The sequence below is a fragment of the Aestuariicoccus sp. MJ-SS9 genome (assembly GCF_032586235.1).
In the GTDB taxonomy this organism is placed as follows: Bacteria; Pseudomonadota; Alphaproteobacteria; order Rhodobacterales; family Rhodobacteraceae; genus Aestuariicoccus.
The window spans coordinates 131,751-149,651 of record NZ_JAWHTD010000006.1 but is presented as its reverse complement, the minus strand read 5'-3'; the positions used below and the strand labels follow the sequence as shown (position 1 = coordinate 149,651).

General features: G+C 65.8%; 17 protein-coding genes. 2 read left to right on the top strand and 15 right to left on the bottom strand.

Translation table 11 applies throughout. The features are described from left to right. Position 1 precedes the first annotated feature (1 nt). Entirely contained in the window at positions 2-682 is a 681-nt protein-coding gene (locus RXV88_RS06775) for a YjbF family lipoprotein (protein WP_316291399.1), read from the top strand. On the opposite strand, the gene RXV88_RS06770 is transcribed toward RXV88_RS06775, so the two are convergent. Both RXV88_RS06770 and RXV88_RS06765 read right to left on the bottom strand, forming a co-directional pair. Further along, complete coding sequence (locus RXV88_RS06770) at positions 683-1,303, bottom strand: sugar transferase (RefSeq protein WP_316291398.1); 621 nt, start codon at positions 1,301-1,303, stop codon at positions 683-685. Next, positions 1,300-2,157, bottom strand: coding sequence for an NAD-dependent epimerase/dehydratase family protein (locus RXV88_RS06765; protein ID WP_316291396.1), 858 nt, complete (start codon positions 2,155-2,157; stop codon positions 1,300-1,302). The genes RXV88_RS06770 and RXV88_RS06765 overlap by 4 nt, the downstream gene beginning before the upstream one ends. 128 nt (positions 2,158-2,285) lie before the next feature. On the opposite strand from RXV88_RS06765, the gene RXV88_RS06760 reads away from it, so the two are divergent. Then, positions 2,286-3,374 (top strand): polysaccharide biosynthesis/export family protein, encoded by a 1,089-nt coding sequence (locus RXV88_RS06760; protein WP_316291395.1) that lies wholly within the window; start codon positions 2,286-2,288, stop codon positions 3,372-3,374. A gap of 111 nt (positions 3,375-3,485) precedes the next feature. Here the strand turns inward: RXV88_RS06760 and RXV88_RS06755 are convergent, their stop codons facing one another. The 13 genes from RXV88_RS06755 to bchB all read right to left on the bottom strand — a co-directional run bounded on the left by RXV88_RS06755 (position 3,486) and on the right by bchB (position 17,851). Next, complete coding sequence (locus tag RXV88_RS06755; RefSeq protein ID WP_316291394.1) at positions 3,486-3,917, bottom strand: cytochrome C; 432 nt, start codon at positions 3,915-3,917, stop codon at positions 3,486-3,488. 94 nt (positions 3,918-4,011) lie between these two features. Further along, positions 4,012-5,226, bottom strand: a complete 1,215-nt coding sequence (gene hemA, locus RXV88_RS06750; RefSeq protein WP_316291392.1) for a 5-aminolevulinate synthase — start codon at positions 5,224-5,226, stop codon at positions 4,012-4,014. Next, complete coding sequence (puhE, locus tag RXV88_RS06745) at positions 5,216-6,028, bottom strand: putative photosynthetic complex assembly protein PuhE (RefSeq protein ID WP_316291391.1); 813 nt, start codon at positions 6,026-6,028, stop codon at positions 5,216-5,218. Before puhE ends, hemA begins: the two co-directional genes overlap by 11 nt. 92 nt (positions 6,029-6,120) lie before the next feature. Further along, on the bottom strand, positions 6,121-7,251 hold the full coding sequence (gene acsF, locus RXV88_RS06740) for a magnesium-protoporphyrin IX monomethyl ester (oxidative) cyclase (RefSeq protein ID WP_316291389.1): 1,131 nt from the start codon (positions 7,249-7,251) through the stop codon (positions 6,121-6,123). Beyond that, positions 7,248-7,544, bottom strand: coding sequence for a hypothetical protein (locus tag RXV88_RS06735; RefSeq protein WP_316291388.1), 297 nt, complete (start codon positions 7,542-7,544; stop codon positions 7,248-7,250). The genes acsF and RXV88_RS06735 overlap by 4 nt, the downstream gene beginning before the upstream one ends. A gap of 31 nt (positions 7,545-7,575) precedes the next feature. Next, a complete protein-coding gene (puhC, locus tag RXV88_RS06730; RefSeq protein WP_316291386.1) occupies positions 7,576-8,043 on the bottom strand; it encodes a photosynthetic complex assembly protein PuhC in 468 nt (155 codons plus the stop codon). Between the two features lie 9 nt (positions 8,044-8,052). Beyond that, positions 8,053-8,694, bottom strand: a complete 642-nt coding sequence (gene puhB, locus RXV88_RS06725; protein ID WP_316291385.1) for a photosynthetic complex putative assembly protein PuhB — start codon at positions 8,692-8,694, stop codon at positions 8,053-8,055. Between the two features lie 32 nt (positions 8,695-8,726). After that, entirely contained in the window at positions 8,727-9,506 is a 780-nt protein-coding gene (puhA, locus tag RXV88_RS06720; RefSeq protein ID WP_316291383.1) for a photosynthetic reaction center subunit H, read from the bottom strand. 27 nt (positions 9,507-9,533) lie between these two features. Further along, positions 9,534-10,973 (bottom strand): PucC family protein, encoded by a 1,440-nt coding sequence (locus RXV88_RS06715; protein WP_316291381.1) that lies wholly within the window; start codon positions 10,971-10,973, stop codon positions 9,534-9,536. Then, positions 10,970-11,641, bottom strand: coding sequence for a magnesium protoporphyrin IX methyltransferase (gene bchM, locus RXV88_RS06710; RefSeq protein ID WP_316291379.1), 672 nt, complete (start codon positions 11,639-11,641; stop codon positions 10,970-10,972). The genes RXV88_RS06715 and bchM overlap by 4 nt, the downstream gene beginning before the upstream one ends. A 1-nt stretch (position 11,642) precedes the next feature. Beyond that, positions 11,643-12,563 (bottom strand): ferredoxin:protochlorophyllide reductase (ATP-dependent) iron-sulfur ATP-binding protein, encoded by a 921-nt coding sequence (bchL, locus tag RXV88_RS06705; protein WP_316291460.1) that lies wholly within the window; start codon positions 12,561-12,563, stop codon positions 11,643-11,645. A 160-nt stretch (positions 12,564-12,723) separates the two neighbouring features. Continuing rightward, positions 12,724-16,290 carry a magnesium chelatase subunit H gene (locus tag RXV88_RS06700; protein WP_316291377.1) on the bottom strand — a complete coding sequence of 1,189 codons (3,567 nt, stop codon included), beginning with the start codon at positions 16,288-16,290 and terminating at the stop codon, positions 12,724-12,726. Next, positions 16,280-17,851, bottom strand: a complete 1,572-nt coding sequence (gene bchB, locus RXV88_RS06695; RefSeq protein WP_316291375.1) for a ferredoxin:protochlorophyllide reductase (ATP-dependent) subunit B — start codon at positions 17,849-17,851, stop codon at positions 16,280-16,282. Before bchB ends, RXV88_RS06700 begins: the two co-directional genes overlap by 11 nt. Between the last annotated feature and the right edge of the window lie 50 nt (positions 17,852-17,901).

The following is a 17,901-nucleotide window of genomic DNA, read 5'->3' as shown; positions in this document are numbered from 1 at the left end:
CATGCGGATCAAAAGCCGGATCGCCGCCGGTCTGGTCGTGGCGGCGGGCCTTCTGTCGGGCTGCGGAAGCGATACCGATTCCGCCCAGACCCTGACCATCTACCGCGACATCCTCAAGGGGCTCGTGACGCCCAACGCCACCGGTGGCGGGTCGGGCGTGACCGAGGCGGACATCGCCGCAACCCTGCAGCGCACCGACCGGCCTCTGGCCCTGGTCAATGCCGAGGACCGCAAGTCGCAGGCCCTGGTCGTCGAGATCGAGCGTAACGGCCCTTACCGCACCTTCGCCACCCGCGACCGTCAGACCTTTATCACCCGCGGCGGGATGGTCACCGGCACGCGCGGGCTGGGCGGCGATCTGATGTCGTCGGATGCGACCGCCCTGCTGCGGCTGGTCAGCGCCCGCAGCCCGGGCACCGCGCCCTATGTGATGCGCTTTCTGACCCCCGACAACCAGACCGTGACCGAAAGCTACACCTGCACCGTGTCGCCCGGCGCCAGCGCGCCGTTTGCGCTGGGGGCGGTCAACCAGACCGGCCGGATCGTGACGGCGGCCTGTACAGGCGAGGATGGCGAGTTCACCAACGGCTATATCGTGGCGGGCGACGGATACATCCTGGCCGCGCGCCAGTTCCTGGGCGAGGCGACCGGCATTCTGGCGTTGCAGGCCGTCCGCCGCTGATCAGCGGCGGTTGTGCAGGTCGATACCCCGAAACACCGTGGCGCACATCAGCCGGAAATCCCGGCACAGATTGTGGTCGCGCGCATAGATCAGGTCCAGCCTGGCCTTGCGCGGCACGCAGCGGCGGCAATAGACCTCTTCGGTCTCGGCGGGCGTCTTCGTCTGCGCCAGCAGGCGCTCTTCGGTGCGGTGAAAGGCCAGCGTCGCCAGCCCAGTGATTCCCGGCCGCGATTTCAGCACCTCGGCGTAAACCTCGGGGAACAGCTCGACATAGCGGCGCAGCGGCGGGCGCGGCCCGACAAAGCCGATGTCCCCGCGCAGGATGTTCCACAGCTGCGGCAGCTCATCCAGCCGGTACTTGCGCAGGAACGCCCCGGTCTCGGTGATCCGCGCGGCCTTGTCGCCCCCCGACACGCCGCTGTCCTGCGTCACCACCGTCATCGTGCGGAACTTCCACAGGTTGAACCCCTCGGTCGGGGTTTTCATCCGCTCCGACAGGTAGAGCACCGGACGCCCGTCGCGGATCAGGATCAACGCGATCACCCAAAGGATCAGCGGCGCCAGCAGCACCGACAGCCCCAGCGCGCAGACCAGATCGAACAGGCGTTTGTCCAGCCTCACAGCGCGTGCTCCCAACGTCGTGCATCCCCGGCAAGGTATGTCGCGTCAGCGGCGGAGATTGGCAAGGGGCAGAGGCGCGCCAGCCGCCCGGTGTCCAGCGCCACAAGCGGCACCGCGGCTTCGGGGGCGTCGCGCCACGCCACATCGTGCCCAGCGGCGCGGGCGATGTCGGCCATGGCCGTCGCTTTGGGTGCCGCGATGTTCAGAACCTCGGGCACCGTTTCCAGCGGCGCGGCGGACAGCACCGCCAGAGCCGCCGCGAAATCGCTGGCGGCAATGTAGCTGCGGCGCGGGCCGGTTTCGTCTGCAAAGCGGTCCAAAGTGATCCCCCCGCCCTTGCGCAACGACGCCCCGAGGCTATCCGCGCCCATCACGTTACCGATCCGCAGAACGATCTGCCGGACGCCGCGATCCGGCAGGGCGGCGATAGTGGCCTCCATCTCTGCCTTGGCCCGTCCGTAGGGGGATTGCGGATCGGTCGGCGTGTCTTCCGTCAATGGCTCGGCCGCCGGACGATAGACCGCCGCGCTGGAGCAATGCAGCACACGATCCGCGCCCACCGCACGCGCCACCGCATCGGCCCGCAGCGCCAGATCCGCGTTGACGGCAAGATCCTGCCCAGCCCCCGGTACGCCCCCCCAAAGGGCCAGAACGGCATCGGCTGGGGGCAATAGCCGCTCGGTCTGGTCCGGCGACCAGACCACGGCACCGGGCACTTCTGCCATCTGCCGAAAAACCGGAACGATCTCAAGCCTTTCCGGCGCAGCCGCATGCCAGACCGCACGCGCCAGACGGCCAAGCTTTCCGCTCGCCCCAAGCAGCAGGACACGCCGGTGTTGCGATCTTGACGACACGTCTTAAGACCTTTGCAAGGAAAACGACATTCGGCTCTGTCTATCACCGCAAGTTGCGGCTAGAAAAGCCGGCAACACCACATACGCTTCTGGGGGGAAACGTCGTGTCCAGATCGCAACGCGCCATCATGGCTGTTTTTGCCTTGTTTCTCGTAGCCGCCTGCAGCCTGCCGCGCGGGGCCGCACTGCAATCCGAGGTCACATCGGAATCGCAAGCCGAAGCGCCCAGCTTTCAGGTCGTCGAGGTGACCCGCGAAAACATTCCCGACATCGCGTCCTGGCCCGCGACCGGCTGGCACGGGCATTTCCACTGGATCGGTGCGTCGCATGCCCCGTCCTCGACCGTCATCAGCACCGGCGACAGGGTGGATCTGACGATCTGGGACAGCCAGGAAAACTCGCTTCTGACCAACGCGGCACAGAAGGCCGCCGTGATGTCCGGTCTCGAGGTGGGCGGCAACGGCGCGATCTTCGTCCCCTATATCGACGAGGTCTTCATCCGCGGCATGACCCCCGCCAGCGCCCGCGCCAAAATCCAATCCCAGCTCGAGATGATCGCCCCCTCCGCGCAGGTGCAATTGTCCGTGCAGCAGGGGCAGGGCAATTCGGTCGATCTGGTCGACGGCGTCCGCACCCCCGGGTCCTTCCCCATGCCCGGCCGCAATTACACCGTGCTCAGCCTGCTGGCCGCCGGCGGCGGCATCACGCCGGCCCTGCGCAACCCGCGCGTCAAACTCATCCGCGGCGGCAACACCTATCAGGTCTCCGCCGAAGAGCTCTATTCCTCGGGCAAACGCAACACCACGCTGCGGCCCGGCGACAAGGTCATCGTCGAAGAGGACGACCGCAGCTTTACCGCGCTCGGGGCCTCGGGTGTCGAGAACCTGATCTATTTCCCGCAAGAGCAGATCACCGCGCTCGAGGCGTTGTCGCTGATGGGCGGGCTGGCGGAAAACCGCGCCGATCCCAAGGGCGTTCTGGTGCTGCGCGAATACCCGGCCTCGGCAGTTGCCGCCGGTGCCGCCGGGCCCGACCTGCAACAGGTCGTGTTCACGTTCGACCTGACCAGCGCGGACGGGCTCTTTGCCGCGCGCAAGTTCCTGATCCATCCGCAGGATACGGTCCTGGCCACCGAATCCCCCGTCACCGCTGCGCGGACAATCATCGGCTTGCTGGGCACCGCGCTAGGTCTGACCGCACGGATCGACGCTCTGTGACATCACCCGCATCGCGGAACGAAAAAGGCGCGCCGACCGGGCGCGCCTTTTTCATGATGTCTGCATCACGAGGCCGGCCGCTATACGGGCCGGCCGTCCGGTGATCGGAACTTACATCTCGGGTCCCACCGACACGAGATAGGCATAGACGTCTTCCATGCCGCTGCGCAGTCGGAACGACATCTTGGAACGCGCGCCGCTGTCATCCAGATACTCCTGCAGGAAACCGCGCGGGTCCTGCACATAGGCGACAAAGGTCTCCTCGTCCCAGACCAGCCCGGCCTCGCCCGCCGCGACCAGGTCGTCGCCATAGCGGAAGCCTTCGACGCTCCCGGCCTGGCGCCCGATCACACCGTAAAGGTTCGGGCCCGTCCGTCCGCCCTTGACGATATCGGTACCGTCATCGGCAACGATCATGTGGCAGGATTTGCACTTGTTGAATTCCTTGGCCCCGGCGTCGGCATCGCCGCCGCCATGGCTTTCCGCGTAGGCGCCGGAGGCGAAGGCCGCGGCAGCAAGCGCCGTAACGATCTTGAGTTTCATGGTCTCTCTCCCATTTGTCTGCATCGTCAAAGACATAGCGCGATGCGCAAACAATCAACGGTCAGGTTCCGGCGAAAGTTCCTTGGAACTGCCCCTAGGCCACCGCATGCGCGATTGCGCATTGCTTCCAGAGAGTCGACAGGGCCAACACAAGATGTTCGATATCGCCGTCGCTGTGCAGAGGCCCCGGCGTAAAGCGCAGCCGCTCCGTCCCCTTTGGCACGGTTGGGTAATTGATCGGCTGAACATAGATCCCGTAATCCTGCATCAGGATGTCCGCCAGCATCCGGCATTTCACCGGATCCTTGATCATCACCGGGATGATATGGCTGTCGTTGTCCAGATGCGGGATGCCCAGCTGGTCGAGCCGCTTGCGCAGATAGGCAACGCGGTCACGCTGACGCATCCGCTCTGCCGTGCTCGTCTTGAGATGCGCGATCGAGGTGCGCGCCGCCACCGCAACCGCCGGCGGCAGCGCCGTGGTGAAGATGAAGCCGCTGGCAAAGCTGCGCACGAAATCGCACATGGCCTCGCTGCCCGAAATATAGCCACCGACCACGCCATAAGCCTTGCCCAGCGTGCCCTCGATCAGCGTGATCCGGTCGGCCAGCCCTTCGCGTTCGCTGATCCCGCCGCCGCGCGGGCCATAAAGCCCCACCGCGTGCACCTCATCGAGATACGTCATCGCGCCGTGCTTTTCGGCCACCTCGACGATTTCCTTCATCGGGCAGATGTCGCCGTCCATCGAATAGACCGATTCGAAGGCGACGATCTTGGTGCAGTTCGACGGCAGCGCCGCCAGCTTACGGTCCAGATCCTCGGGATCGTTGTGCTTCCAGATCACCTTCTTGCAGCGCGCGTGGCGGATGCCCTCGATCATGCTGGCATGGTTAAGCTCGTCCGACAGGATCACCGCGTCGGGCAGACGGCTGCCCAGGGTCGACAGCGCCGCCCAGTTCGACACGTAGCCGCTGGTGAAAAGCAGCGCCGCCTCCTTGCCATGCAGACCGGCCAGCTCCGCCTCCAGCAGCTTGTGCTGGTGGTTGGTGCCCGAGATGTTGCGCGTCCCCCCCGCGCCGACGCCGCAGCTGTCGATGGCCGCTTTCATCGCCGCCACGACCTTGGGGTTCTGACCCATCCCCAGATAATCGTTCGAACACCAGACCGTCACCTCGTCTGGCGCGTCCGCGTCGTGGCTGCGCGCGCGCGGAAAGCCACCGCATTTGCGCTCGAGCTCGGCAAAGATACGGTAATTACCCTCGTCTTTCAGGGCATCGAGCTGGGCGTTGAACAGGCTGTCAAAGTCCATGGGCGTCCTCCGGTCGTCTTTCTTGTGATTGTGTCTTGGGCGCGGGCAGCATCCAGCGCCAGAGTTTCTCGTCCGGCAAAGGCAGGACCATGAACCAATGCTCGAGCAGAGCAAGGGCCGTCATCGCGGCCAGCAGGGAAAACCCCACCACATCCGCAGGGGCCGTGGCGGAAAAAATCCGCTCCAGCCAGCAAGCCACCGCAAAGGAAAGCGCGGTGATCGAAATCGGGAAAAGCCAGTTCATCGGCGCAAGGCGGAAATGGCTGGGCAGATGCGCCAGCGCCTTCGGCAGGAATTCGGTGTTGATCTTGGGCACGCCCAGAAACAGGTTCAGCTTGGCCGAGATGCGCGCAAAGAAGAGCACCGCAAAGGTCCAGAACCCATAGGTGTTCGCCGCCCCCTCGCTGGACAGCCAAAGCCCGATCAGCACCGCGACCAGCGCCATCTCGTGATAGGCGATGGTGCCCCAGGCCCGAATGAACCGCTCCCATTCCGGGGCGCGGTCGGGACAGACATGCGCATTGGGCCCGGTGACGACCCCGGTCAGAAAGGCCAGCTCGATCCAGCCCCAGACCGCAAGCGCGCCCAGAAAGGCGTGATAGACCGCCCCCACGCTCCCAACGCCGGCGCTCGCCCAGATGGCGTAAAGCCCCGCCGCCAGCATCGGCAGCGCCGCCAGCGTCGCGATGCGCCCGGAGCGCGGCCCGCGCCGGTCGGCATATTTGACGACCATCAGGATCGCCCCGGTGGAAAACCACCAGAGAAAAAGCGCCACAAGGGCCGCGATCCATGGGTCAGTCATCACGCCTCTTCACCCCTTCTTCTTGGCAAAAATACTCCGGGGGTGTGGGGGCTGGCCCCCACTCCGGTCGTCGCCAAAGGCGGCGAAACCGATCAATAGACCGGCTCCAGCCGCGTGCTTTCCGGCACCCGGTGCTTATGCGCCGGGATCGTGTAGAGCGCCGCAAAGGCCAGCGCCGCCTTGGCCGATCCAGCGATTTCGGCCAGCTTGCCCGCGACGCCGCCGCGTTCCTTGGCGCGGGCGATCTGCACGTTGGCGGCCTGCAGCCTTTCCAGCGTCGGCTGCCAGCGCGGATGGTCGATATCCAGCGTGATCGGAAAGATCTGCTCGCTCAGCTTCGAGGTCTTGGTGAACACCTCATGCGCATACCAGTCCGGATCGACACCCAGCGCCTTGTGGAACTCCGGCCGCTGGTGGTCGCGCACGTACATCGTCGCGTAGACCGCGGTCAGGAAGAACTTGATCCAGAGCACGTTCCGCCCCTGCGTCAGCTTGGGGTCGGTCTTCATCAGCAGGGCAAAGGCCTCGCCGTGGCTGAACTCATCGTTGCACCATTCCTGAAACCACTTGAAGATCGGGTGGAAACGGTGTTCGGGATGCGCCTCGAGATGGCGGAAGATCGTGATATAGCGCGCATAACCGATCTTTTCGCTGAGGTAAGTGGCGTAATAGATGAACTTGGGCCGGAAATATGTGTACTTCTTCTTCTGCGTCAGAAAGCCGAGGTTCACCGCCACGCCCGCCTCGCGCAGCGCATCATTGATAAAGCCCGCGTGCCGCGCCTCGTCCCGCGCCATCAGCTGGAAAAGCTGGGTGATGTCCTTGTTGTTGCCGCGCCGTTTCATCTCTTTGTACAGCACGCAGCCCGAAAACTCGGCAGTGCAGGACGAGATCAGGAAATCGATGAATTCCTTCTTCAGGGCCGGGTCCATACCCTCCCAATCGACCTTGTCCCAGTCCTCGTTCTTGCGGAAATGGCCCTTGTTGGGGTCGCTGACCATCTGATCGATCAGCTTGTCCCAATCCTCGCGCACCGAGCTGACGTCGATCGCGTCGAGCTCGTCGAAATCGGTGGTGTAAAAGCGCGGGGTCAGCAGGGTGTTCTGCATCGCCACTTCGGTCGCGGCCTTGCTGTCGAACTTGGCCTGCTCTTCCTGGATCGCCAGGCCTTCTTCGACCGTGGTCGCATCGGCGGTGTGCAGCGGAGTGTTCTGGACGTTCATAGCGTCACCTCCTCGGAGAAGGAAAATTCACACAGCTCCATGACCTCGAAATCGCCGGTCAGGCGGGTCCAGAGCTGTTCGAGCTTGCTGGCGCGGATGATCACGGCCTCGCGGTCCTCCGACACGATCTCACCGAAGGGGGCCATGATCTCGGGGCCTTTGACCTGCACCTCGTCACCGGGATAGATCACCGCCCCGTTGTTAAAGCGCACATGGGCGTGCAGGCTCTCGAATTTGTGGCTGATCTCGACGGTGCAGGGCGCCCGCTCGATCTCTTTCGTCAGTAATCCCATCTCGGTTCCCTTTCGATACGAGGCCGGGGCCTCAGTTGAGCAGAAGCTTGGCGAAGGCCGCTGCGTTGTCCTGACCGAACCCCATGAGGTCGGCGCTCCACCCGGTTGACGGATCGGTGATCGCCATCCGGCCGTTTTCCATGGCCGTGACGCGGATCGAGCCATCCAGACCCACCCGCGCCTTGGTGCGCTCGCGCTGGAGCACCCGCCAGATCCCCGACAGAAAGCCGCCCTCCTCAGGGCTGAGATCGGCGATCAGGCTGCCGTTGGCATCCAGCACCCGCGCGGCACCGGACATGTCCCCTTGCAGGAACAGCACGCGCTCCATCACGATGTCGCTTTTCGGCGGAACGGCGTCCTTGGGCTGCCCGGTCCAGACATGCGCGCTGACCATGATCAGGCACAGGATCACCAGGCTGGTCATCAGGCGGACCAGCACACGCGGGACCAGTTCGCGGTCTTGCGCGTGGATGCGCGGGGGGTTGGTTGTGTCCGACATCGTCCGCCCCTATTCCGCCGCAACCGCGGCGCTGTCCGCGGGACCCGCCGACCGGGCCACCTGCGGCATCGACACCCGGGCCTGCGCGGCCTCGGCGATCATGCCGGCCACCCGTTCGGCATCGGGAATGCAGCGCAGCGCGGGCTGCGTGCGGCGCATCACCCAGGGCCGGACATGCGGCCAGCAGACCAGATAGCTCATACGCAGATCGCCCATGGTCTCGAAGGCGATGGTCCCGGTTCCGTTCCGGCGCAGCGCAAGTTCCGCATTGCGAATCTGCGTATAGGGCAGGTTCAGCGTCACATTCAGCGCCGCCCCGATCCGCATCGCGACCCGGCGGTTGGTCACCGTGTAGACCGTCGATCTGGCCTGAATGAGCCCCACCAGCATCAACAGCGCCAGCACGATTCCGCCCAGGATCAGGAACGGCACCGATGCACCCAGCGCCTGCCCGACGGGCATCAGGTCGATCACCGACACAAAGCGCCACGCCGCGAGGAAGACGAAGTACCCGGCCACCCAGGGCAGGCTCAGCGATTCCCAGCTGAGCTGCCACCAGTTCGGGCTGCCCTGCCAGAGGATATGCTCCCCCTCTGGCGGCAGTTCCGGCAGACCCCGGACCGGTTCGATTTCAAAGTCGTCATGTGGCATCGGTTTCGTCCCCCCGTGGCGCTGTCTTTGGATCAGATCACCGGCGTCAGCCGGTCACCCGTGGCGAACAGGGGACCGCCGCCGTAATAGGCGCAGATCTTGTCCTCTTCGAGCTTGGTTACCTGACGCGGCGCGGCGGTCTTCGGCACCCCGGCAAAGTTCTCGCCGTTGAGCGACTTGACCTTGACCTGGTTGCCCCAGATGCGGGCCAACGTCAGCGGCACCAGGCGCGAGCCCTCGCCGTAATCGCCATCGAGCTCGATCTCGAGGTAGCGCACCATCTGCTCGGGCTCGTCTAGCCACATATCGGTGATCTTGCCCACGATCGCGCCATCGGCGGCCACCACGGGCAGACCGCGCGGGTCGCGGCCCGCGGCGACGTGGAAATTCTCGGTCGCCGACATTGGCACGATCTTGGGGTGCCCCTTGCCGTCAAGTTCGGGCACATCCTTGCGCGCCGCCCAGGACGCCGGTCCCACGCCGTCCGCCAGACCGTCGCCCGCCGGATCCCACGGGAACCCCCCGGATTCGTGGCTACGCGTCAACTTGCCGTCGATATCGTCGCGTTCCGGGTTCTGCCCCGAGGGCACCGTCACCTCGCCCCGGCCATGCGGCAGGATGAAAGTCTTGTCGGCAGGGTTCGGAAAGACACCGCCCGCATCGGCCTGAGTGCCGTCCTCATCCAGAAGCGGATAGCCCTCGCGCTGGTTTTCCCGCTGGATCCAGATCACAAGCGCCACGAAGAAGAAGAAGAACAGCCAGAGCGCGATGCTGGCCACGTCCAGATTTCCTACGATATAGTCTTCGGTCATGGGTCGTCCCTCCTTTTGGGGCCTTGGTCATGTAGGGAAATCGGCAAGGCCCAGCCCTGTCGGTTTCTTTTTCGATTGCGGTTGGATGCGGGCGCGGGTGACCAGCGGGCCAAGGGCCACGAGGGTCACGAACAAAAGCCCGATCTCGGTGTGGTACACCACGGAATAACCCGTGGCCGGATCGTTGAGCGCGGGGCCCCAGGCGCCGGTCACGACGATCGAGTTCACCCCGTCGCGCAGCGCGCCGCCGATCAGGGTCGACACCCCCGCCGCTGTTGCCTGCGCGGCACCCCAGGCACCCAGCGCCAGACCTTTGCCCGCCAGGCCGGTGTCCGGCATCGTCATCGCCGCGGTCAGCGTCGACACTGCAAAAAGCCCGCCGCCAAAGCCGATCAGCCCGGCCCCGACAAAGAACAAGGTTTCCGATCCCATCGGGCTGGCGAAGATCACCGCGCTGAACGCGGCCAGCCCTGCCAGCAATCCGCGCGCCGCCATGCGGTAGGGGTTGATACCCCCCGCCAGCCAGCGCGCCGCCAGCGCAAAGCCCACCAGCGCGCCCGCGGCCCATGTGGCCGTCAACAGCGTTGTCGCCGAAACGCTCAGCCCTAGGATCTCGCCGCCATAAGGCTCCAGCAGCACGTCCTGCATGTTGAAGGCCATCGTGCCCAGGAACACCACCGCCAGCAGCCGCCCGGCCATGCCGCCCGCCATCAGATCGCGCCAGGCGTCCTGGAAGGTCGGCTGAGGCGCGGCGCGTTCCTCGGCGCTCATGGGACGGACGCGCTCTTGTTTCCAAAGCGCGATCACGTTCAGAACGACCGTCGCCACCGCCGTCCCCTGCACCACCTTGATCAGCAAAAGCCCGCTGAAATCGCGCAGCAGCCAGCCGATCACGATCGCCGAAAGGCCCATCCCGATCAGGAACATCACGTAAAGCAGCGCGACGACCCGGGGCCGCGTTTCCTCGGTCGCGCGGTCGGCGGCCAGCGCCAGACCGGCGGTCTGGGTCATGTGCATCCCGAGCCCGGTCATGACAAAGGCCAGCCCCGCCAGCACCTCGCCCGCGAAGGGCACGTCGTGCACCACGTCGCCGCCCAGCACCAGCAGGCACGACGGCATGATCGCCAGCCCGCCCATCTGCCAGAGCGTGCCAAACCAAAGGTAGGGAATGCGCTTCCAGCCGATGGCGCTGCGGTAATTGTCGGACTTGAAGCCCAGAAGCGCCCGGAACGGCGCGATCAGCACCGGCAGCGCCACCATGATCGCCACCAGCACCGCCGGCACAGAAAGCTCGACGATCATCACCCGGTTCAGCGTGCCCAACAGCATGACGCCCGCCATGCCCACCGACACCTGAAAGAGCGCCAGCCGCAGCAATTGCCCCAACGGCAAACCCTCAGACGCCGCGTCCGAGAAGGGCAGCATCCGCGCGCCCAGTTGCCTGATATGGGACTGACGCAGGATCATCCCCGGAACTCCAGCGCGTGGCTGATGTAAAAGCCGCTGGCGACGCGCCCCAGGTCGCTCAGCTGGCCGATGTCCGCCACATGGCGCTGCAAAGCAGCCGGCGCATGCGGGATCATCACCGGCGACCGGTCGGCGCGCGGGAACATCTTGCCCGCGTACCACATCGCCATCAGAAGCCGCGTGCGCGGCGCGACCGTAAAGACGACGCTGCCGCTGGTCCGCTCGGCAAACGCGCCCAGCGCCGCACGGATATCGTCGGCGCGGTAATAGATCAGGCTGTCCATCGCAAAGACATGGTCGAAACTGCCCAGATGCGCCGACAGCATGTCGCCCTCGGCAAAGGTCACCCTCGGCCGCAGCGCCTCTGGCAGGCGGTCCTCGGCGATGCGCACCAGCGCCGGCGAGATATCCGCCGCCACCACCTCGGCCCCGCGCCGTGCAAGCTCGATCGTCGCCACACCGGGCCCGCACCCGGCATCCAGCACCCGCATCCCCGTCAGATCGGCGGGCAGCGCCTCCAGCATCCGCGCGCGCATCCGGTCGCGGCCGGCGCGCACAGTCGCGCGAATGCGCGATACCGGCGCGTCCGAGGTCAGACGCTCCCAGACCTTGGTGGCGCTGCGGTCGAAATAATCCTCGACCCGGTTTCTGGTGGCGTCATAGCTCACGTCAGTCGAACCCCAGCAATTCAAAGATCTCGCGGTCAGGCAGCGGCGCGGGCGCCAGGGCGTCCGTGCTGTTCCACAGCGCCTCGGCCAACCGGACGTATTCCTTGCGCGCCTCGACGATGTCCTGCTCGTCGGGCATCTCGAAGAGCGTCTTCTTCTTCAGCCGCGAGCGCCGGATCGCGTCGTAATCGGGCATATGTGCAATCCGCTTGAATCCGACGGTGTCGCAGAACCGGTCCACCTCGTCGGTGGCCTTCGACCGGTTGGCGATGCAGCCCGCCAGCCGCACCTTGTAGTTTGCCGACTTGGCCTGCACGGCGGCGATGATCCGGTTCATCGCATAGATGCTGTCGAAATCGTTAGCGGTGACGATCACCGCCTTGTCCGCATGCTGCAAAGGCGCCGCGAACCCGCCGCAGACCACGTCGCCCAGCACGTCGAAGATCACCACGTCGGTGTCCTCCAGCAGATGATGCTGCTTCAAGAGCTTCACCGTCTGACCCACCACATAGCCGCCGCAGCCCGTTCCGGCGGGCGGCCCGCCCGCCTCGATGCATTGCACACCGTTCCAGCCTTCGGTCACGAAATCCTCGGGGCGTAGCTCCTCGGCGTGGAAATCGACCTCCTTCAGAATGTCGATCACGGTGGGCTGCAACTGGCCTGTCAGGGTAAAGGTGCTGTCGTGCTTGGGGTCGCAGCCGATCTGCAGAACCCGCTTGCCAAGCTTGGAAAACGCCGCCGACAGGTTCGAGCTGGTGGTCGATTTGCCGATCCCGCCCTTGCCGTAGACCGAAAACACCTTGGCCCCCTCGATCTTCATCGAGGCGTCCTGATGCACCTGCACCGATCCTTCGCCATCCTGACCTTTCAGCACCGGCGGCGCCCCCAGCCCGCGTGCCTCCAGACCGGCGGCCTCGCGCATGTTGGCGCGGGCGGCGGGCGGCAGCTTGGTATCCAGTGGGCTCATGAAATCCTCCAATCGACAGGCGCGGATCGCCCCTGTTTCACTGATCCGTAAATATCCCGGGGGGTGCGGGGGGCTGGCCCCCCGCTCCGGCAAAAGTCATATGCGCAACACCCGGTCATTCCGCCGCAATCCCCTCGACCCGGTCTTCCAGCGCGTCCGCGGCGTCCTGCAGGGCCGCCAGCGTGGCGGCGTCGGGCTGCCAGTAATTGCGGTCATGCGCCTCGAGCAGACGGTTCGCCATCCGGCTCGACGCAGTGGGGTTCAGCGCGGCCAGCCGGTCGCGCATCTCGGCATCCAGCACGAAAGTTTCCGAGATCCGCTGATAGACCCAGGGATCCACCTTCCCGGTGGTCGCCGACCATCCCATCGTGTTGGTCACCTGCGCCTCGATCTGGCGGACGCCCTCGGCCCCGTGTTTAAGCATCCCCTCGAACCACTTGGGGTTCAGCGACCGCGACCGCGTCTCCAGCGCCACCTGATCCGCCAGACTGCGCATCTTGCCCGCCCCGCGTGTGGTATCGCTGATATAGATCGCCGCCTCGTCACCACCGCGCGCACGCTTCACCGCGCGCGAAATGCCCCCGAGCGTGTCGAAGTAGTGATCGACCGTCGTCACCCCCAGCTCGACCGACTCGAGGTTCTGATAGGCCACATCGACGGTCTTCAGCTGCGTCTGCAACAGCGCCGCATTGGCGCTGGCCTTGCCGTTCACGCCGTAAGCAAAGCTCTTGCGCGCCTCATAGGCGTCGGCCAGCTCGTCCTCTTCGCCAAAGGCCGAGGAATCGACCAGCGCGTTCACGTTCGACCCATAGGCCCCTTCGGCATTGGAAAAGACCCGCAGCGCGGCGGTGGCCATGTCGCAGCCATGCTCTTCGACATAGGCCAGCGCATGAGCGCGGATAAAGTTCATCTCGGCCGGCTCGTCCGCCTCGGCCGCCTTCAGCGCGGCCTCAGCCAGCATCCGGGTCTGCAGGGGCAAAAGATCGCGGAAGATCCCCGACAAGGTCATCACCACGTCGATCCGCGGCCGGCCCAGCTCCTCCAGCGGCACCAGATCGGCACCCGAGATGCGCCCGAAACTGTCGAACCGCGGTTTCGCCCCGATCAGCGCCAGCGCCTGCGCCAACGGCGCGCCGTCGCTCTTGATATTGTCCGATCCCCACAGCACCAGCGCCACGGTGCGCGGCAGGCTTGCATGGGTCTCCAGCAACAGCTGCGCCTGGCGCGCGCCGTCGCGGCAGGCAAACTCGGTCGGCATGCGGAACGGATCGAACGCATGGATGTTGCGCCCGGTGGGCAGCACATCCGTGGACCGGATCAGATCGCCCCCCGCCACCGGCGCGATGTAACGCCCCGACAGCGCCCGCATCAGCGCGGGGATCTCGTGATCTTCCTGCAAAAGCCGGTCGACCCGCGCCTTCGTCTCGTCATCCGCACCCTCGATCAGCCCCAGATACTCGGCCCGCGCCGCATCCGAGAACCCCTGACCCAGCACATGCAGCCCGTCCGGGATCAGCGACTCCTCGGTCTCCAGCAGCTTCAGCCAAAGCGTATCGGGATCGCGTCCATCCAGATCGACCGCCTCGGCCTGCTCGGCGATCAGCGCGGCCAGCTCCGGCCGGTCGGGATCGTCGCCGTTGCCCTCGCGCCAGCGGGTCAGACTGTCCTTGAGCTCGGCCAACCCCTTGTAGAGCCCCGACTGTGCCAGCGGCGGCGTCAGATGGGTGACTGTCACGGCGCCAGACCGGCGCTTGGCCAACGACGCCTCGGACGGGTTGTTCGAGGCATAAAGATAGACGTTCGGCATCTCGCCGATCAGCCGGTCGGGCCAGTCGGTCGCGCCCAGCCCGGCCTGCTTGCCCGGCATGAATTCCAGCGCGCCATGCATCCCGAAATGCAGGATCACATCGGCCTCGAACTGATGTTTCAGCCACAGATAGAACGTCGCGAAGGCATGGGTCGGCGCAAAGCCGCGCTCGAACAGCAGACGCATCGGATCGCCTTCGTAACCGAAGGCCGGCTGCAGCCCGACAAAGACCTTGCCCAACTGCCGGCCAAGCACGAACACGCCGCGCCCGTCCGATTGCACGCGCCCCGGGGCCGGACCCCAGACCGCCTCGATGGCCTTGAGCGACGGGGTGGTGCGCACGATGGTTTCGGCATCCACATGGGCGGCGACATTCGCCTCTTGCCCGTATTGCCGCGCGTTGCCGCCCAGCACCGCCTCGCGCAATGCCTCGACACTGTCGGGCAGCTCGACATCATAACCCTGCGCCTGCATCGCCTGCAAAGTGTTCCAGAGGCTTTCGAAGACGCTCAGATAGGCCGCCGTTCCGGCCGCGCCTGCGTTGGGCGGAAAGCCGAACAGCACGATGCCGACGTTTTTGTCCGCGTTTTGCTTGCGCCGCAGGCTGGCCAGACGCACGACCTTCTCGGCCAGGCTGTCGACCCGCTCGTGGCAGGGCACCATCTCCTTGGTGTCCTCGCCCAGCGCGCACATATGCGCGCAGCCCTGACAGCCGCCCGCATCCAGACGTCCGCCGAAAACCGTCGGGTTGGTGGCCCCGTCCAGCTCGGGCAATGCGATCAGCATGGTGGTCTCGATCGGACCCAGCCCCTGCGGGCTGCGCGCCCACTGGCCCAGCGACTGAAATTCAAGCGGGTGCGCCGCGACATACGGAATGTCGAGCGCCTTGAGCGTCTTGATCGCGGCGGCGTTGTCGTTGTACGCGGGTCCCCCCACAAGGCTGAACCCGGTCAGCGACACCAGCGCGTCGATCTTCGGCCCGTGTTCATCGCGGAAATAGGCGTCCACCGCGGGCCGCGCATCCAGCCCTCCGGCAAAAGCGGGCAGCACCCGCAGCCCCCGCGCCTCGAGCGCGCGGATGACACCGTCGTAATGCGCAGTGTCCGACGAGAGCACATAGGACCGCATCATCACCAGACCCACCGTGGCAACGCAATCCGCCCGCTGCGGCAGATCGGCGACATCCGTGGTGATGCGCCCCGGCAGGTCGGGGTGGTAAAGCCCGGTGTCGGGATATTCCAGCGGCAGCGGCGCCTCGGCGCCCAGCCACTCGGCCCGGCCCTTGGCATATCTGCTCAGCAGGTAGCGCACCATCGCCTCGATATTGTCGTCCGACCCGCCCAGCCAGTATTGCATGACCAGAAACCAGCTGCGCAGATCCTGCGCCTTGCCCGGGATCAGCCGCAGCATCTTCGGCAGGCGGCGCAGCTGCGCCATTTTCTTGGCGCCGGATTCCGTCGACGGCTTGGACGAGCCGCGCAGCCGCTTCATCAGCTTCATCATGCCAGAGGCGGGCGCCTGCATGTCGAGCTTGCCCAGCTTTGTCAGCTTGACGATCTCGGCATCGGCGATCACGCCGATCAGCCCGTCGACCCGGTCGCGCACAGCCTTCAGATCGTCGAGGATCGGCGTGATGTGTTCTTCCAGAAAGAGCAGGTTCGCGACGATCATGTCCGCACCGGCGATGGCCTGTCGGGCCTCGGCCAGCGCCTCGGGCGTCTCGCCCCAGGTGGCGGCGGCATGAACCGTGATGCTCAGCCCCGGAAACTCCCGCGCCAGCCGCGCCGAGGCCCGCGCCACCGGGCCCGCCGCATGGCTGTCCAGCGTGATGATGGCGATGTTGTACGCCCGGATATCGCCGAAGCTATCGCGCATAATGGGCCTTCGCCTCGTAAAGCGTATCGACGCTGATCTCGGCGACCCCGCGCTCGGCCGCGAACGTCTCGGTGTTGCGCCGCGCCTTGCCGCGCACGAAGAACGGGATCTTCTTCAACTCCTTCTCGGCGGCCGGAAGCCAGATCACCTCGATCGACGAAGCGCCCTCTTCCTGCTTCTTCTTGGCGGAAATACTCCGGGGGGGCGCCGCAGGCGCGGGGGGCTGGCCCCCCTCCTCGGCCCGGGGCCGGGCGGCGCCGCCGTGATGGCTCGCCCCGGCCTCGTCGTGAAATTCGAAATCCTCGCGGAACATGGTCAGAAGATGCTCTTCCAGCCCCATGACCAGTGGATGCACCCAGGTGTCGAAGATGACGTTCGCGCCCTCGATCCCCATCTGCGGGCTGTAGCGCGCGGGGAAATCCTGCACATGCACCGGGGCCGAGATCACGGCGCAGGGGATACCCAGCCGCTTGCCGATGTGCCGCTCCATCTGGGTGCCGAGAATCAGTTCCGGCGCCAGCTCTTCGATCCGGCGCTCGACTTCCAGGTAATCGTCGGTGACCAGCGGCTCGACGCCGAAATCCCGCGCGACCGCGCGGATGTTGCGGGCCTGCTCGCGGTTGTAGCAGCCCAGGCCCACCACCTCGAACCCCATCTCGTCGCGCGCGATGCGGGCGCAGGCGGCGACATGCGTGCCGTCGCCAAAGAGGAAAACCCGCTTGCCGGTCAGATAGGTGCTGTCGACGCTGGCCGAGTACCAGGGCAACCGCAGGCGGCTGTCGTCCAGCTTTGGCGCGACACCAGCCAGCTGCGCCACCTCGGCGACGAAGTCGCGGGTTGCGCCGACGCCGATGGGGACGGTCTTTGTGAACAGCTGGCCCAGTTCCCGCTCCATCCAGCGGGCGGCGGTTTCGGCGGTTTCGGGATACATCAGAACGTTGAAATGCGCCTGGCCCAGCCGGGCGATATCCGACGGGCTGGCGGTCATCGGGGCGACCACGTTGACCTCGATCCCCATCTCCATCAGCAGGCCGGTGAGCTCGGTGATGTCGTCGCGGTGCCGGAAGCCGAGGCCGGTGGGGCCGATCAGGTTGGCGGTCACGCGTTCGGTGCGCGGCATCGGCTTAGCCAGCGCCTTGACGATCTGATAGAACGTCTCGTCCGCGCCGAAGTTTTCCTTGCGCTGATAGCTGGGCAGCTCCAGCGGGATGACCGGCACCGGCAGGCCGAGGGTTTCGGACATGCCGCCGGGATCGTCCTGGATCAGCTCGGCGGTGCACGAGGCCCCGACGATGATCGCCTCGGGCCGGAAGCGATCGTAGGCGGCCAAGCAGGCGTCCTTGAAAAGATGCGCCGTGTCACTGCCCAGATCGCGGGCCTGGAAGGTGGTGTAGGTCACCGGCGGGCGGTGGTTGCGCCGCTCGATCATCGTGAAGAGCAGATCGGCATAGGTGTCGCCCTGCGGCGCGTGCAGCACGTAATGCAGACCGGTCATTCCGGTGGCGACGCGCATGGCGCCGACATGGGGCGGGCCCTCGTATGTCCAGACCGTCAGCTTCATGGCCGGCGCCGGAGCGGGGGTTTCACACCCCCGCACCCCCGTGGAGTATT

What these genes read in the sequence shown, in the direction of transcription:
- RXV88_RS06755 (WP_316291394.1), bottom strand. Translation starts at nt 3,917, where the DNA reads ATGAAACTCAAGATCGTTACGGCGCTTGCTGCCGCGGCCTTCGCCTCC.
- RXV88_RS06760 (WP_316291395.1), top strand. Translation starts at nt 2,286, where the DNA reads ATGGCTGTTTTTGCCTTGTTTCTCGTAGCCGCCTGCAGCCTGCCGCGC.
- bchB (WP_316291375.1), bottom strand. Translation starts at nt 17,851, where the DNA reads ATGAAGCTGACGGTCTGGACATACGAGGGCCCGCCCCATGTCGGCGCC.
- RXV88_RS06775 (WP_316291399.1), top strand. Translation starts at nt 2, where the DNA reads ATGCGGATCAAAAGCCGGATCGCCGCCGGTCTGGTCGTGGCGGCGGGC.
- puhA (WP_316291383.1), bottom strand. Translation starts at nt 9,506, where the DNA reads ATGACCGAAGACTATATCGTAGGAAATCTGGACGTGGCCAGCATCGCG.
- puhE (WP_316291391.1), bottom strand. Translation starts at nt 6,028, where the DNA reads ATGACTGACCCATGGATCGCGGCCCTTGTGGCGCTTTTTCTCTGGTGG.
- acsF (WP_316291389.1), bottom strand. Translation starts at nt 7,251, where the DNA reads ATGAACGTCCAGAACACTCCGCTGCACACCGCCGATGCGACCACGGTC.
- puhB (WP_316291385.1), bottom strand. Translation starts at nt 8,694, where the DNA reads ATGCCACATGACGACTTTGAAATCGAACCGGTCCGGGGTCTGCCGGAA.
- RXV88_RS06715 (WP_316291381.1), bottom strand. Translation starts at nt 10,973, where the DNA reads ATGATCCTGCGTCAGTCCCATATCAGGCAACTGGGCGCGCGGATGCTG.
- RXV88_RS06735 (WP_316291388.1), bottom strand. Translation starts at nt 7,544, where the DNA reads ATGGGATTACTGACGAAAGAGATCGAGCGGGCGCCCTGCACCGTCGAG.
- bchL (WP_316291460.1), bottom strand. Translation starts at nt 12,563, where the DNA reads ATGCGCGAGGCCGCCGGTCTGGAGGCACGCGGGCTGGGGGCGCCGCCG.
- hemA (WP_316291392.1), bottom strand. Translation starts at nt 5,226, where the DNA reads ATGGACTTTGACAGCCTGTTCAACGCCCAGCTCGATGCCCTGAAAGAC.
- RXV88_RS06700 (WP_316291377.1), bottom strand. Translation starts at nt 16,290, where the DNA reads ATGCGCGATAGCTTCGGCGATATCCGGGCGTACAACATCGCCATCATC.
- puhC (WP_316291386.1), bottom strand. Translation starts at nt 8,043, where the DNA reads ATGTCGGACACAACCAACCCCCCGCGCATCCACGCGCAAGACCGCGAA.